We start from the raw sequence: 14,622 nt of genomic DNA, 5'->3' as shown, positions 1-14,622 counted from the left end.
AAGCAAATTATCTGTAACTTTGCATCCACAAAAGTAATAATATGAAGAAATCAATACTAATCGCAGCTAGTGTAGCATTGCTTCTTACTGGCTGTGCGAGCGAATATAATCAGGTATATAAGGCAGCAACACCTACCTATAAGTACGAGTATGCCAAGCAGTGTTTTGCACAGGGCAAGTATTCTCGTGCCATTCCTCTGTTGCAGGAAGTTGTAACCATGAAGAAGGGTTCAACTGAGGGCGAGGAGTGTCTCTATATGTTGGCGATGGCTGAGTATGGCTTGAAGGATTACGAAACGGCATCAGAGTATTTCAAGAAATATTATGCCAGCTATCCGAAGGGACAGTATGCAGAGATGGCGAAGTACTTTGTGGGCGAAAGCCTCTATCAGAATGCCCCGGAGCCTCGACTCGACCAGAGTACTACTTATACTGCGATTACAGCCTTCCAGGAGTTTCTCGATCTCTTCCCGGATGCTCATCTCAAGGCTCAGGCAACCAACCGTCTCTTTGCCTTGCAGGATCTTCTGGTAGAGAAGGAGTATAAGAGTGCACGCCTGTACTTCGATATGGGTACTTACTTCGGCAACTGCACCAACGGCGGCAACAATTATGAGGCTTGCATCGTAACAGCGCAGAATGCCCTCAAGGATTATCCTTACAGCAACAAGCGCGAGGAATTTGCTACACTCATCATGAAGAGCAAGTATGAACTGGCGAAGATGAGTATTGAGAGCAAGCAGCTGGAGCGCTATCAGGATGCTGAGGATGAATGCTATGGCTTCATCAATGAGTATCCGGATTCTAAGGAGCGTGCCACTGCCGAGAAATATATCGAGAAGTGCAAGGCTTTCGAGAAGGCACATCCTGAGGATACACTCGACAAGCTCGCAGGGGACAACAAATAATGCCCCTCACAGCTTACTAGCAGGAAACGATAGATAAAAATAGATATAATATATATAGTACTATAAATTATGGATTATAAGAAATCAAAAGCACCAGTTAACACAGTTACTCGTAACATCATGGATCTCTGTGATGATACGCATAACATTTACGAGAGTGTTGCAATCATCGCTAAGCGAGCTAACCAGATCTCGCTTGAGATTAAGCAGGACTTGAGCAAGAAACTCTCTGAGTTTGCTTCTTACAACGATTCTTTGGAAGAGGTCTTCGAGAACCGTGAGCAGATTGAGATCTCTCGTTTCTATGAGAAGTTGCCAAAGCCAACTTTGATTGCTACAGAGGAGTTTGTAGAGAAGAGCATCTATTGGCGTGATCCAAGTATGCCAGCTCACTCTTCTGATGAGGATGAACTCTAAACAAGACAGGTAGAGTTATGATACAGCGTAAACAAACCCTGTTTTTGCTTTTAGCTGTTATTGTATGTGCGCTGGGTCTGTTCTTTCCTATTGGCAGTATAGCGCCAGAGGGAATGGGAACAGACAGCATGGTTTACAATCTGGGTGTGGTGACAGGCGAGGGCGGTCTTGCTGTCTCTGCCACCTGCATCCCTCTGTTTGTCCTGCTCAGCGTAACAGCAATCTTATCGTTGGTAACGATATTCCTTTATAAGAATCGCAAGGTACAGATGAGTATCTGCAAATGTACCATGCTGCTTCAGGTACTGTGGGTGATAGATTATGTCTTGATTCTTCTGGGTATCATTCCTATTCCAGAGGTTCAGGGCAAGATGGGCACAGAGTTCGCAGCCTGTCTGCCAATCGTCAGCCTGATACTTGTCGCTATGGCATATAAGGGTGTAAATGATGACGAAAAGCTGGTAAAAGCCGCTGATCGCATCCGATAAAGCCCTGATTCTTAAAAGAAATGCTAAAAAAGCCTATAAAATAGGAGAAAAATTTGTGGGTACCAAATAAAAGTAGTACCTTTGCACCCGCTGTCACGAGATGACAGCATAAAATTCAAACCTCATTAATAATTAAATTAAAATTAGATTTAAAAAATGGCAACAAAAATCAGATTGCAGCGCGGCGGTCGTAAGAACTATGCTTTCTACAGCATCGTAATCGCTGACGTTAGAGCACCACGTGATGGTAAATTTACTGAGAAGATTGGTACTTTCAACCCTAACACCAATCCTGCTACTGTAGATTTGAATTTCGAGCGCGCACTCTACTGGGTAGAGACAGGTGCACAGCCAACAGACACAGTTCGCAACATCCTCAAGGGCGAGGGCGTTTACTTGATGAAGCACCTCAAGGGTGGCGTTAAGAAGGGCGCATTCGACGATGCTGAGGCTCAGAAGCGTTTCGACGCTTGGAAGAATGGCAAGGACGCTAAGGCTTCTGCTGTTCGCGAGGGCGACGCTAAGGCTAAGAAGGAAGCTGCTGCTAAGGAGCTCGAGGCTGAGAAGAAGATGAACGAGGCAATCGCTAAGAAGGTAGCTGAGAAGAAGGCTGCTGCTGCCGCTGCTGCTGCAGAGGCTGCTGCTGAGACTGAGGCTACAGAGGAGGCTCCAGCTGAGGCTTAATCTTCTAAAAGAATCTTCTTTGGAGATTGAAAAGTATAAAGGTCGATTACTCTTATGAAGAGTGTCGGCCTTTTTTTTGTTGCCTGTTTTTACAATAAATCCCCTGTTTTTACAATAAATATCCTGGATTTGCGTTAAAGTATTATGGGAAAGACTAAGAAAATGGATGAAAGACTGGATTCAGAAAAGAACAGCTATTCGCATATATTGAAATATACCGGATTGTTTGGAGGAGTACAGGGGTTGAATATGCTCGTTGGCGTAGTCAGGAATAAATTTACCGCTATGTTCCTGGGACCTTCAGGCATGGGATTGCTGTCTCTTTTCAATTCTACTTCCAATTTCCTTTCTTCTGTTTCCAATCTCGGTATTCCTACCAGTGGCGTTAGAGTGGTTTCTGAGGCTGATACCGGAAGCGGGATAGACCAGGCTGTTGCCCAGGTCCGTTTACTCAGTCTGCTTTCTGCTTTTCTGGGTGCTTTGATTTGTGCTCTTTTAGGCCCCTTGCTTAATCTCTTCACCTTTTCGTGGGGAAATCATACCCTGCATTTCATATTGTTGGCTCCTACTATCTTCTTTACCATATTGGCTGGAGGTGAGACGGCTATTCTCAAAGGATTGGGTAAGCTCAAGGCGTTGGCGGTGCTGTCTTCTTTGTTGGCGCTCTTGTCTTTGCTTGTTTCTGTGCCCATCTATGGCTACTTCGGAGAGCAGGGAATTCTCGTAGTACTTTTTCTGTTGGCATTAAGCCAATGGTTGCTTGCCTTTTGGTTTTCACGTAAGGAAAAGCCGTTTCGCTTGTGCTTTTCCTGGAGCCAGTTGGTTAAAGCTTTCCCGATGGTTCGTCTGGGACTCTCGTTTGTCTTGGCTGGAATGATGAGTAGTGGGGCAGAATTTCTGGTAAGAGCCTTTCTCAATCAGCAGGGAGATCTCGCCGTGGTTGGTCTTTTCAATTCCGGTATTACCCTGGTGCTGGTGTATGGTGGTATGATCTTTTCGGTGATGGAAACTGATTATTATCCCCGTCTTTCTGCAGTAAAGAGTGAGGAGAGTTGTATGGTCGAGGCGGAAAACCGTAATCTGATTGTAAACAGGCAGTTAGAGATGAATATCCTCTTGATGGGTCCAATCATCATTGCCATTATCCTGTTGCTTCCTATAGCCATACCATTATTATACAACATTCAGTTTCTAGGTGTCTTGGGTATGACTCAGATTGCAGCAGCAGGGTTATTATGGAAGGCGTTTTATCTGCCGCTGGAGTATATCCCTTTGTCTAGGGGTGAGGCTCGGATATTTCTGGTTCAGGAATGCTGTTGCGTATTATTGCTCATCGTTTGTGAAATCATCGGCTATCTATGGTATGGTCTGGATGGTTTGGGGGCAGGTATTGTTGTTGCCTATGTCCTGGAGTCGATAGGAGTCTTTGTTTTCTGTCATTTTCATTATGCCTATCGCCTGAGTTTCCTGGCAGGCAAGCATCTGGTGGTTCATCTTCTGAATCTGCTGCTGATAGGAGGTGTAGTATGGTTGTGGGATGCAGATTCCTGGGGCTATTGGCTGCTGGGTCTTTTCCTGTTCCTGGATTCTCTGGCGTATAGTCTCTCCAAAATTCACCGTTCGTTGAAGCAGTAGAATATATAAAGCTTTTGCCCTTTCAGGGCGTCTTACTGATTGTTCTCATACCCAGGGTGATACCCTGGGCTAGGAGCTTCTGCCCTTTCAGGGCGTGTGGGGGAGGTACTTACTTAAGTTTAGTAAATAATATTACAAGTTTCAGAAAGTCAAAATTATCTTTAAGGAGAAAAATTTCTTCCCTTAAGGAAAAATATATTTTTCCTTAAGGATATTTTTATTTTTCCTTAAGGGAAAATTTTGTGTCTCTACTCTCCTTATTTTTCGGGGCTTTCAGTATAAAGATTAGAATATGGAATTTTTCTTACACAATATTGGGCTGTTGTATGTAGTTCAGATAGGGGATTGGTATTCTTCCATATCGTTTGTATGAATAAGATAGGGGATTGGTATTCTTCCATATCGTTTGTATGAATAAGATAGGGGATTGGTATTCTTCCATATCGTTTGTATGAATAAGATAAGGGATTGGTATTCTTCCATATCGTTTATATGAAAATGAAAAATCCCTGTAACTTATAGCAAGTTACAGGGATCATTTATACTTATTGCTTTGTTATCTCAAAGAATTTACTTCTTGTTGATAGCGAGGTCGATAGCTACGGCGATAGCAACAGTAGCACCAACCATAGGGTTGTTACCCATACCGAGGAAGCCCATCATCTCTACGTGAGCAGGAACTGAAGAAGAACCTGCGAACTGAGCGTCTGAGTGCATACGACCCATAGTATCAGTCATACCGTAAGAAGCAGGACCAGCAGCCATGTTATCTGGGTGCAATGTACGACCAGTACCACCACCAGAAGCTACTGAGAAGTATGGCTTACCAGCAGCAATACGCTCCTTCTTGTATGTACCAGCAACTGGGTGCTGGAAACGTGTAGGGTTTGTAGAGTTACCAGTGATAGATACATCTACATCCTCGCTCCAGTTGATAGCAACACCCTCGCGAACGTCGTCAGCGCCGTAGCAGTTAACCTTAGCACGTGGACCGTCGCTGTAAGCGATGCGGTTAACAACCTTCAACTCACCTGTGTAGTAATCAAACTTTGTCTGAACGTATGTGAAACCGTTGATGCGGCTGATAATCTGAGCAGCATCCTTACCAAGACCGTTCAAGATAACGCGCAATGGGTTCTTGCGAACCTTGTTAGCCATCTCAGCAATCTTGATAGCACCCTCAGCAGCAGCGAAAGACTCGTGACCAGCCAAGAAAGCGAAGCACTGAGTCTCCTCACGGAGCAAACGAGCAGCCAAGTTACCGTGACCGAGACCAACCTTACGGTCGTCAGCTACAGAACCAGGGATGCAGAAAGCCTGCAAACCGATACCGATAGCCTCAGCTGCGTCAGCAGCAGTCTTAGCACCTTTCTTGATAGCGATAGCAGCACCAGCTACATACGCCCACTTAGCGTTCTCGAAGCAGATACGCTGAGTATCTTCACACATCTGATAAGGGTCAACACCTGCGTCCTCGCAGATTTGATTAGCCTCTTCCAAGCTCTGAATACCGTTAGCATTAAGAGCAGCAAGAACCTGCTTCTCGCGACGTTCCTGACTTTCGTAACTTACTTTTCTAATCATATCTGTATCTCCTTATTATTCTTTACGTGGATCAATTGCTTTAACAACACCCTGCTCAGCAGTTGTACGACCGTAGCTACCTGTGAACTTCTTGACAGCCTCGTTAGCGTCCATACCGTTCTTGATAGCCTCCATCATCTTGCCGAGGTGAACATACTCGTAACCACAAACCTGGCTGTCCTTATCCAAGAACTGCTTTGTGATGTAACCCTCTGTCAACTCGAGGTAACGTGTACCCTTAGCTACAGTACCGTAGAGAGTACCAGTCTGTGAACGAAGACCCTTACCCAAGTCCTCAAGACCTGCACCGATAACAAGACCGCCCTCAGAGAAAGCGCTCTGGCTACGACCGTAAACAATCTGGAGGAAGAGCTCGCGCATTGCAGTATTGATAGCATCGCAAACGAGGTCAGTGTTCAAAGCCTCAAGGATAGTCTTACCTGGAAGAATCTCAGAAGCCATAGCAGCTGAGTGAGTCATACCAGTACAACCGATAGTCTCAACGAGAGCCTCCTGAATAACGCCTTCCTTGATGTTCAAAGAGAGCTTACAAGCACCCTGCTGAGGAGCACACCAACCCACACCGTGGGTATAACCAGAGATATCCTTGATCTCTTTTGCCTGAATCCATTTTCCCTCTTCAGGAATTGGAGCTGGTCCGTGGTTAGGACCCTTAGCGACAACGCACATGTTGTCTACTTCTTTTGAATAGATCATATTCGCTAAATTTTATATTAATGAATATATAAAAGTATAAATTCTTCTTCTTAAATTCATATTGTTTTGCTGAAACATCGGCGTTAAACCTCAATTCCGACCACAAAAGTACAAAAAATATCTGTAAAATACCCAAAAAAGAGTATTCTTTTTAACTCTTTAACCTAATATTTAGATTTTTTCTTGGGTTTGTCCCTATTTTAATGTATCTTTGCAAACTGAAAATAGCAATTTTGAAGATTATGATTGAAGTTAAGATACAGGACGCCGTGCTTCAGCAGGCAGCGGAGGCAGGCATGGATGAATTTGTGAAGGCTTTCGTGGATGCAATCCGCGAGGCGATTGGTGGCGAACTCACTGCTGAGACCATGGCTGAGCTGAATAGCGACCAGATTACGCTCCTGGCGTGGGATACCCTGCACGAGGAGATGATGGATGGCGGTATGATTCAGCTCATCCATAACGGCTATGGTGCCTTCCTCTGGAAGAATCCTACCGACAAGGCGTTCCGTAACTGGGGGCTTGTGGAGCTTTCAAAGCTTATCAAGAAAAGTCATTTCCTCTATAAGAGTCATCATGAAGAAATCGAGGGGGATATGAGCGACGAGGACTTCATGGCGCTTTATGAGAAATTCCCTGAGTTTGATGATTTCGATGATGAATTCGTGGAGAACGAAGAGGAATGGACCAGCAAGGTGGCTTTCTATATTGATGAGCATATCGAAAACTTCGTCACTATTATATAATATTAAGGTATTAGGATTATGAACAAGAAAGATCAGGAACTCCGCAAGAAGAGTCCGATACAGATACGCAACAAGAAGGCATCGTTCGAGTACTTCTTTGTTGATACTTACACCGCTGGTATCGTACTTACCGGTACCGAGATCAAGTCGATCCGTGGCGGTAAGGCATCCCTGGTAGATTGCTACTGCGATTTCTATCAGGGTGAACTTTGGGTAAAGGGTATGAATATCTCGCCTTATTTCTATGGCTCTTTTTCCAATCATGAGGCTCGCCGCGACCGCAAGCTCCTTCTCACCAAGCGCGAATTGCGCCGTTTGGAAGAGGATAGCAAGCAGCCGGGCTTTACCATCGTGCCTACACTTGTCTTCATTGACGACAATGGACGTGCCAAGGTGGATATCGCCCTCTGCAAGGGTAAGAAGGAGTATGACAAGCGTCAGACCCTGAAGGAGAAAGAGGACAGAAGAGAGATGGATAGAGCCATTAAGCACTTTTAGACCCATGAAGAATATAAGAGAGATTGTTAAGGAGAAGATTCTGATTCTGGATGGTGCCATGGGTACTGAGATTCAGAAGTATAATCTTACAGAAGAAGACTTCAGAGGCGATCGCTTCCGCGATGTGCCGGGAATGATGAAGGGCAACAACGATATGCTCAACATCACTCGCCCTGATGTTATCTCTGATATTTACCGACGTTACCTGGAGGCGGGCGCCGACATCATTACGGCGAACACCTTCTCGTGTCAGCGCATCTCGCAGGCTGATTATCACCTGGAAGACTGTGCTAGGGAAATGGCTTTCGAAGGCGCCCGCTTGGCGCGTATCGAATGTGATAAGTTTTCTACACCCGATAAACCACGCTTCGTAGCAGGAGATGTGGGACCTACCAATAAAACTTGTTCCATGAGTCCGGACGTCAGTGATCCTGCTGCCCGGGAGATTACGTATGATGAACTTTTCACTGATGTCTGCGAACAGGTGGATGGTCTCATCGAAGGTGGTGCTGATGTCATCCTCATCGAGACCATCTTCGATACGCTCAACTGCAAGGCTATGATTGATGCTGCCATCACCATGATGAAGAAGCATGGGGTAGAACTGCCTATTATGATCAGTCTTACGGTGAGTGATCTGGCTGGCAGAACACTGAGCGGTCAGACCGTGGATGCTTTCCTGGCCTCGCTCTCTCCTTATCCTATTTTCTCGGTAGGTATGAACTGTGCCTTCGGTGCTCCCCAGATGAAACCGTTCATCGAGCATCTGGCAAAGGTTGCACCTTATTATATTAGTGCCCATCCTAATGCAGGATTGCCTAACGAGATGGGACAATATGACGAGACGGCTGAGTCGATGGCTCCCCAGATAGCCGAGTTTATCGATGAGGGCATCGTCAACATCATCGGCGGCTGCTGTGGAACCAGTCCGGAATTCATCGCTCACTATGCCAGAAGTGCTGAGGGTAAGAAACCGCATCAGGTGGTGGAGAAGCCTAAGTATATGTGGCTCTCTGGTTTGGACTTGCTGCAGGTGGATGATTCCGTTCGTCTGCCGGTAGATGCCAGCCGCTTCGTTAACGTAGGCGAACGCTGTAACGTGGCTGGTAGTAGGAAGTTCCTGCGATTGATTAATGAGAAAGGTTATGAGGAAGCCATCGGTATTGCCCGTAAGCAGGTGGCAGATGGTGCAGCCGTGGTGGACGTGAATATGGACGACGGACTGCTGGATGCCAAGGCTGAAATGGTGAACTTCCTCAATATGATAGCGGCAGAACCAGAGATTGCCAAGGTGCCTGTGATGATAGACTCCTCGAAGTGGGATGTGATTCTTGCCGGACTGAAGTGCTGTCAGGGTAAATGTATCGTGAATTCCATCTCCCTGAAGGAGGGTGAAGAGGTTTTCCTCTCTCATGCACGTGATGTGATGCGTTATGGTGCCGCCGTTGTGGTGATGTGCTTCGATGAAGTGGGACAGGCCACTACCTATGAGCGACGTATCGAGATTGCCGAGCGTGCCTATCACCTCCTGGTAGATAAACTGGGAATGAATCCGCTCGATATCATCTTCGACCCGAATGTGCTTGCCATCGCTACGGGTATGGAGGAGCATGATAATTATGCCGTGGAATTCATCCGTGCCACCGAGTGGATTCATCAGAATCTGCCTGGAGCACATGTCAGTGGTGGAGTCAGCAACCTCTCGTTCTCGTTCCGCGGCAATACGTATATCCGTGAAGCGATTCATTGTGTATTCCTGCATCATGCCCAAAAGGTGGGTATGGACTTTGGTATCGTAAATGCCAAGGCAAGAATGGATTATGATAAAATACCTAAAGAACAGCTCGAACTCATCGAGGATGTGGTGTTGAACAGAAGAAAGGGTGCTGCCGATGATCTCATCGAACTGGCTGCCGAAATCAAGGCGAAGGCTGATGCGGCAAAGGCTGCAGCCAAGGCAGGCGGTGCGCCAGCTCCGAAGCCTGCTGCTCCAGAGTGGCGTAAGCAGGCTGTGGAGGAAAGATTGAAGTATGCCCTGCAGAAGGGTATTACCGAGTTCCTGCAACCTGATATAGATGAGGCATTGCAGAAGTATCCGCATGCCGTGAACGTCATCGAAGGTCCGCTGATGGATGGTATGAACCTGGTGGGTGAGCTCTTCGGTAAGGGCGAGATGTTCTTGCCGCAGGTGGTGAAGACGGCACGAACCATGAAGGCTGCCGTTTCCATCCTCCAGCCTCATATCGAAGCAGAGAAGCAGGGTGGAAGTACTTCTGCCGGAAAGATACTGATGGCGACCGTAAAGGGAGATGTGCATGATATCGGTAAGAATATCGTGTGTGTGGTGATGTCGTGCAACAACTATGATATCATCGACCTGGGCGTGATGGTACCTGCCGAGCAGATTGTGAAGAAGGCGATAGAAGAGAAGGTGGATGCCATCGGCTTGAGCGGCTTGATTACTCCATCACTGGAAGAGATGGTTCACACTGCCCAGGAGATGCAGAAGGCAGGCTTGCGTATCCCGATCATGGTGGGAGGCGCTACCACGAGCGAACTGCATGTGGCATTGAAGATCGCACCGGTGTATGATGGACCGGTTATCTGGGTGAAGGATGCTTCGCTGAATGCCGGTATCTGTGCCCGATTCCTCAACGAGACTGAATGCCCTAAGTTTATAGCTGAACTTGATGAGCGATACGAACGCTTGCGCAATGAGTATCACGAACAGCAGGCGAAGATTGTCTCGCTGGAAGAAGCCAGAAAGAACAAGCTTGAGCTGTTTTAAACTAAGCGTTTTTTGATAATGTAGCAGAAATGTTTTATAATAGAATATATAAGGTATTAGTAATAAGGATAATATGATCAAGACGGTTATTTTTGATATGGGTGGTGTCGTGATCACCCTCGACGAGAATGAGGCAGGCAAACGCTTTGTTGAGTTAGGTATGAAGGAGTTTGCCGAGAAGATGGATCCTTATAAGCAGTCGGGCTTGAATGGCGATCTGGAAGGAGGAAAGCTTTCCGAGGAGGAGTATCGCCGTCTGGTAAGCGAGAAGGTGGGTCGAGAGGTGAGCTTTGAGGAGCTGCAGCATTGCTGGCTGGGCTATATGAAGGAGGTGCCTGCCCGCAAGTTGATGACCATCAGAAATCTCAAGAAGCAGGGATATCGCGTGGTCTTGCTCAGCAATACCAATCCATACGTATCGGCTTGGACGGATAGTGAGGATTTCTCAGGCGACGGTCACCCTATCGGTGATTATTTCGATGCCATGTATCGCAGCTATGAGGTGAAATATATGAAGCCGGACGAGAATTTCTTCCGTTACGTGATGGCTCAGGAAAAGGCGTTGCCGGAGGAATGTCTCTTTATTGATGACGGCGCCCGTAACTGCTGTGCGGCTTCTGAGGTAGGGCTCTTTACCTATTGTCCGCAGAACGGAGAGGACTGGTGCGATAAAATCTACGATTATTTGAAGTAATGATTTATGGTGATTATTTGCGGTCCAACTGCAAATAATTGCCATTTTATTTTGCATTCTGCAAGAAATAATGTACTTTTGCAGTCGCAAATATTAAATAATTAGACAATGGTTAAGAAGAAAAGATGGCATTGTCTGCCTGGTCAGCCTGTTACAGAGCTCGACAAGCAGGTGATGTTTTGGGAAAATAAGGGTAAGCTCGTGCCTACCCGCGACTTGATTAAGACTCCGGAACAAATAGAAGGCATCCGCAAGAGTGGTGTCGTGAATACAGGTTGTCTCGATGCTGTTGCCGAGATGATCCGTCCGGGTATCAATACTCAGCAGATCGATGACCTCTGTATGCAGTATTGCAAGGATCATAATGCGATTCCTGCCTGCCTCAACTATGAGGGCTACCCTAAGAGTGTATGTACATCCATCAATGAAGTGGTATGTCATGGTATTCCTAAGGAAGAGGATGTTCTCGAAGAGGGTGACATCGTCAATGTGGATATGACTACCATCGTGGATGGTTACTATGCAGATGCCAGCCGTATGTTCATCGTTGGCGGCAAGACAACTCCTGAAAAGGAACAGTTGGTTCGTGTTGCCAAGGAGTGTCTTGAGATTGGTATGGAGGCGGCTAAGCCTTACTCTTTTGTGGGCGATATCGGTCATGCCATCGAAAAGCATTGCAAGAAGTATGGTTATGGTGTTGTCCGTGACCTCTGTGGTCATGGAGTAGGCTGCCAGTTCCATGAAGAGCCTGAGGTTCTTCATTATGGTCATAGAGGAACTGGTATGTTGCTCGTGCCTGGTATGGTGTTTACTATCGAGCCAATGATCAATATGGGAACCTGGCAGGTGTTCATCGATGCCGATGATCCATACGGATGGGAGGTAATTACCGGTGACGAAAAGCCATCTGCTCAGTGGGAGCATACACTCGTGATGACTGAGACGGGTGTGGAGATTCTTACACATTAATATATATGGGCTTAGCCCTTAGTAATTATGGAAGAAAAAAAGGATATATATATATTAGGTATAGAGAGCAGTTGTGACGATACCTCAGCCGCAGTGCTCAAGAATGGAGTATTGCTGAGTAACGTGACTGCTTCTCAGGAAGTGCACCGTGCCTATGGTGGCGTGGTGCCTGAGCTTGCTTCCCGTGCTCATCAGCAGAATGTGGTGCCTGTGGTAGATCAGGCTATCGCCCGTGCGGGCATCAGAAAGGAAGATCTGTCTGCCGTTGCCTTCACCCGTGGACCGGGCTTAATGGGTTCTCTGCTCGTGGGTGTGAGCTTTGCCAAGGGCTTTGCCCGTTCGCTCAACATCCCGATGATTGATGTCAATCACTTGCAGGGTCATGTGATGGCTCATTTCATCAAGGAAAGCGATGATGACCAGAGTGCACCTCCATTCCCATTTATCTGTCTTCTTGTGAGCGGTGGAAACTCGCAGATTGTGAAGGTGAATGCCTACAACGATATGGAGGTTCTCGGTCAGACTATCGATGATGCTGCCGGTGAGGCGATAGATAAGTGTGCCAAGGTGTTGGAGTGGGGCTACCCAGGTGGCCCTGTTGTAGATAAGTATGCCCGCCAGGGTAATCCGAAGGCTTTCAGCTTTGCTGAGCCACATATCCCTGGACTGAACTATAGCTTCTCTGGCTTCAAGACCAGTTTCCTCTACAGTCTGCGCAAGTGGGTAGCTGCTGATCCGGATTTTGTGGAGAAGAACAAGTTTGACTTGGCTGCGAGCATCGAGTTCACCATCGTGGATATCCTGATGAAGAAATTGCGTATGGCAGTGAAACAGACAGGAATCAAGCATGTGGCTGTGGCTGGTGGTGTGAGTGCCAACAATGGTCTCCGCAATGCCTTCCGTGATCATGCCAAGCGTTTTGGCTGGACCATCTACATACCAAAGTTCAGCTATACCACAGACAATGCGGCTATGATTGGTTGTGTAGGTACATTCAAGTATCGTGATGGCGATTTTGCCACCATCGATCTGCCTGCATATAGTAAAGTAACATTTAAGTAAACAGAAATTCTTATGGAATTTGAAACAAAGATATTAAGCAAGGGCATCCAGGAGATGCTCTACAATAGTGACAAGACAGTGGGCACAGCCGAGAGCTGCACAGGCGGTCGTATCGCCGAAGCGCTTATCTCAGTGCCAGGTGCCAGCAATTACTTCAAGGGTGGTGTGGTAAGTTATACCAATGAGGTAAAAGAGAATCTTCTCGGAGTGAGCCATGAGCTTCTGGAGGAGAAGACAGCCTTCTGCGAGGAAGTAGCCAAGGAGATGGTGCTTGGTGCCATCAAAGCCCTGAATGTTGATTTCGCCATTTCGGCAACAGGTGTATCGGGACCTACAGGTGGTACTCCATCTGCGCCAGTGGGTACAATCTTCGTTGGTTTTGGTAGCAAGGATGATGTTCGTGTGGTGAAACTTACAGAGGATTTCGGTCGCGATATCAATCTTGCAATTGCCACAAATACAGCGCTTAAGGGTATGCTCGATTTCCTGAAAGAACATGCTGAAGATTTGAAAAAAGAGGCATAAAATGCTAATTTAGAGCCATAAAGTATTAATAATCCTTAAAAGACAGCGTTCTTTTAGGGATTATTTTGTTATTACCGAATTATTTTGTAATTTTGCACTCTGTTTGGAATAGGTATCAATTAACGAATTACAAAATTAAAGATAGAAATGTCTAAAATTTGTCAAATCACAGGTAAGAAGGCACAGTTAGGTTGCAATGTGTCTCACTCAAAGCACCGTACAAAGAGAAGCTTTGACGTTAACCTCTTCAGCAAGAAATTCTACTATGTAGAAGAGGGTTGCTGGATCAGCCTCAAGATCAGTGCTGCTGGTCTTCGTCTTATTAACAAGGTAGGTCTCGATGCTGCTTTGAATCAGGCAGTAAAGAAGGGCTACGTAGATTGGAAGGACATTAAAGTTATAGGAGAATAATATCATGGCAAAGAAAGCAAAAGGTAATAGAGTACAAGTTATCCTCGAGTGCACTGAGCATAAGAACAGTGGTATGCCAGGTACAAGCCGTTACGTGACTACAAAGAATCGTAAGAACACTCCTGAGCGTCTTGAGTTGATGAAGTACAACCCAATCCTTAAGAAGATGACTCTTCACAAGGAGATTAAGTAAGCTCGCTTACAAGTTTATAAACAATTTTATCAATTTTAATAGACTATGGCAAAGAAAGCGGTCGCTACCCTCCACGAAGGTAACATGGATGGTCGCGCATACACAAAGGTTATCAAGATGGTTAAGAGCCCTAAGACTGGTGCTTACGTTTTCGATGAGAAGATGGTACCAAACGAGGCTGTTAAGGATTTCTTCAAGGACTAATCTGGTTGCATAGGCATTCAGACTAGCGTTCTCTTGGAGACTCGCATAAATACAATAAGGTCGCAATACTCTTATTAAAGGGTATGCGGCCTTTTTTGT

Annotated in this window: 17 protein-coding genes; 15 read left to right on the top strand and 2 right to left on the bottom strand. The window is 46.2% G+C overall.

Annotated elements, in window-relative coordinates; translation table 11 throughout:
* The first annotated feature begins 41 nt into the window (after positions 1-41).
* From CFT61_RS04990 to CFT61_RS04970, 5 genes are all read left to right on the top strand, one after another.
* Positions 42-908, top strand: coding sequence for an outer membrane protein assembly factor BamD (locus CFT61_RS04990; RefSeq protein WP_089543367.1), 867 nt, complete (start codon positions 42-44; stop codon positions 906-908).
* 69 nt (positions 909-977) lie between these two features.
* Positions 978-1,325: a DNA-directed RNA polymerase subunit omega gene (locus CFT61_RS04985; RefSeq protein ID WP_089543366.1), complete on the top strand. Its 348-nt coding sequence runs from the start codon at positions 978-980 to the stop codon at positions 1,323-1,325.
* Positions 1,326-1,342: 17 nt separating this feature from the next.
* Positions 1,343-1,813, top strand: a complete 471-nt coding sequence (locus CFT61_RS04980; protein ID WP_089543365.1) for a DUF4293 domain-containing protein — start codon at positions 1,343-1,345, stop codon at positions 1,811-1,813.
* Between the two features lie 156 nt (positions 1,814-1,969).
* Positions 1,970-2,497 carry a 30S ribosomal protein S16 gene (locus CFT61_RS04975; protein WP_089543364.1) on the top strand — a complete coding sequence of 176 codons (528 nt, stop codon included), beginning with the start codon at positions 1,970-1,972 and terminating at the stop codon, positions 2,495-2,497.
* Positions 2,498-2,641: 144 nt separating this feature from the next.
* The gene (locus CFT61_RS04970; RefSeq protein ID WP_089543363.1) at positions 2,642-4,132 is read left to right on the top strand and encodes an oligosaccharide flippase family protein; all 1,491 of its coding nucleotides are present in this window, start codon (positions 2,642-2,644) and stop codon (positions 4,130-4,132) included.
* Between the two features lie 570 nt (positions 4,133-4,702).
* On the opposite strand, the gene CFT61_RS04965 is transcribed toward CFT61_RS04970, so the two are convergent.
* Positions 4,703-5,716 (bottom strand): GGGtGRT protein, encoded by a 1,014-nt coding sequence (locus CFT61_RS04965; RefSeq protein ID WP_089543362.1) that lies wholly within the window; start codon positions 5,714-5,716, stop codon positions 4,703-4,705.
* A 15-nt stretch (positions 5,717-5,731) separates the two neighbouring features.
* The gene (locus CFT61_RS04960) at positions 5,732-6,433 is read right to left on the bottom strand and encodes an iron-sulfur cluster assembly scaffold protein (protein WP_006849036.1); all 702 of its coding nucleotides are present in this window, start codon (positions 6,431-6,433) and stop codon (positions 5,732-5,734) included.
* 242 nt (positions 6,434-6,675) lie between these two features.
* Here CFT61_RS04960 and CFT61_RS04955 point away from each other — a divergent pair, with 242 nt between their 5' ends.
* From CFT61_RS04955 to CFT61_RS04910, 10 genes are all read left to right on the top strand, one after another.
* Positions 6,676-7,179 (top strand): DMP19 family protein, encoded by a 504-nt coding sequence (locus CFT61_RS04955; protein ID WP_089543361.1) that lies wholly within the window; start codon positions 6,676-6,678, stop codon positions 7,177-7,179.
* An 18-nt stretch (positions 7,180-7,197) separates the two neighbouring features.
* A complete protein-coding gene (gene smpB, locus CFT61_RS04950) occupies positions 7,198-7,677 on the top strand; it encodes an SsrA-binding protein SmpB (RefSeq protein ID WP_089543360.1) in 480 nt (159 codons plus the stop codon).
* A 4-nt stretch (positions 7,678-7,681) separates the two neighbouring features.
* Entirely contained in the window at positions 7,682-10,465 is a 2,784-nt protein-coding gene (gene metH / locus CFT61_RS04945; RefSeq protein ID WP_089543359.1) for a methionine synthase, read from the top strand.
* Positions 10,466-10,538: 73 nt separating this feature from the next.
* Positions 10,539-11,159: an HAD family hydrolase gene (locus CFT61_RS04940; protein ID WP_089543358.1), complete on the top strand. Its 621-nt coding sequence runs from the start codon at positions 10,539-10,541 to the stop codon at positions 11,157-11,159.
* A gap of 108 nt (positions 11,160-11,267) precedes the next feature.
* Entirely contained in the window at positions 11,268-12,128 is an 861-nt protein-coding gene (gene map / locus CFT61_RS04935; RefSeq protein ID WP_089543357.1) for a type I methionyl aminopeptidase, read from the top strand.
* 27 nt (positions 12,129-12,155) lie between these two features.
* Complete coding sequence (gene tsaD / locus CFT61_RS04930; RefSeq protein WP_089543356.1) at positions 12,156-13,190, top strand: tRNA (adenosine(37)-N6)-threonylcarbamoyltransferase complex transferase subunit TsaD; 1,035 nt, start codon at positions 12,156-12,158, stop codon at positions 13,188-13,190.
* Positions 13,191-13,202: 12 nt separating this feature from the next.
* Entirely contained in the window at positions 13,203-13,715 is a 513-nt protein-coding gene (locus CFT61_RS04925; RefSeq protein WP_089543355.1) for a CinA family protein, read from the top strand.
* Between the two features lie 147 nt (positions 13,716-13,862).
* Positions 13,863-14,126: a 50S ribosomal protein L28 gene (gene rpmB / locus CFT61_RS04920; protein ID WP_006849044.1), complete on the top strand. Its 264-nt coding sequence runs from the start codon at positions 13,863-13,865 to the stop codon at positions 14,124-14,126.
* Positions 14,127-14,130: 4 nt separating this feature from the next.
* Positions 14,131-14,319: a 50S ribosomal protein L33 gene (gene rpmG, locus CFT61_RS04915; RefSeq protein ID WP_006849045.1), complete on the top strand. Its 189-nt coding sequence runs from the start codon at positions 14,131-14,133 to the stop codon at positions 14,317-14,319.
* Positions 14,320-14,364: 45 nt separating this feature from the next.
* Positions 14,365-14,523: a DUF4295 domain-containing protein gene (locus tag CFT61_RS04910; protein ID WP_006849046.1), complete on the top strand. Its 159-nt coding sequence runs from the start codon at positions 14,365-14,367 to the stop codon at positions 14,521-14,523.
* Positions 14,524-14,622: the final 99 nt, after the last annotated feature.

This window comes from Segatella copri, assembly GCF_002224675.1.
Lineage (GTDB): Bacteria > Bacteroidota > Bacteroidia > Bacteroidales > Bacteroidaceae > Prevotella > Prevotella copri_U.
This window is presented reverse-complemented; position numbering and strand designations above follow the sequence as displayed.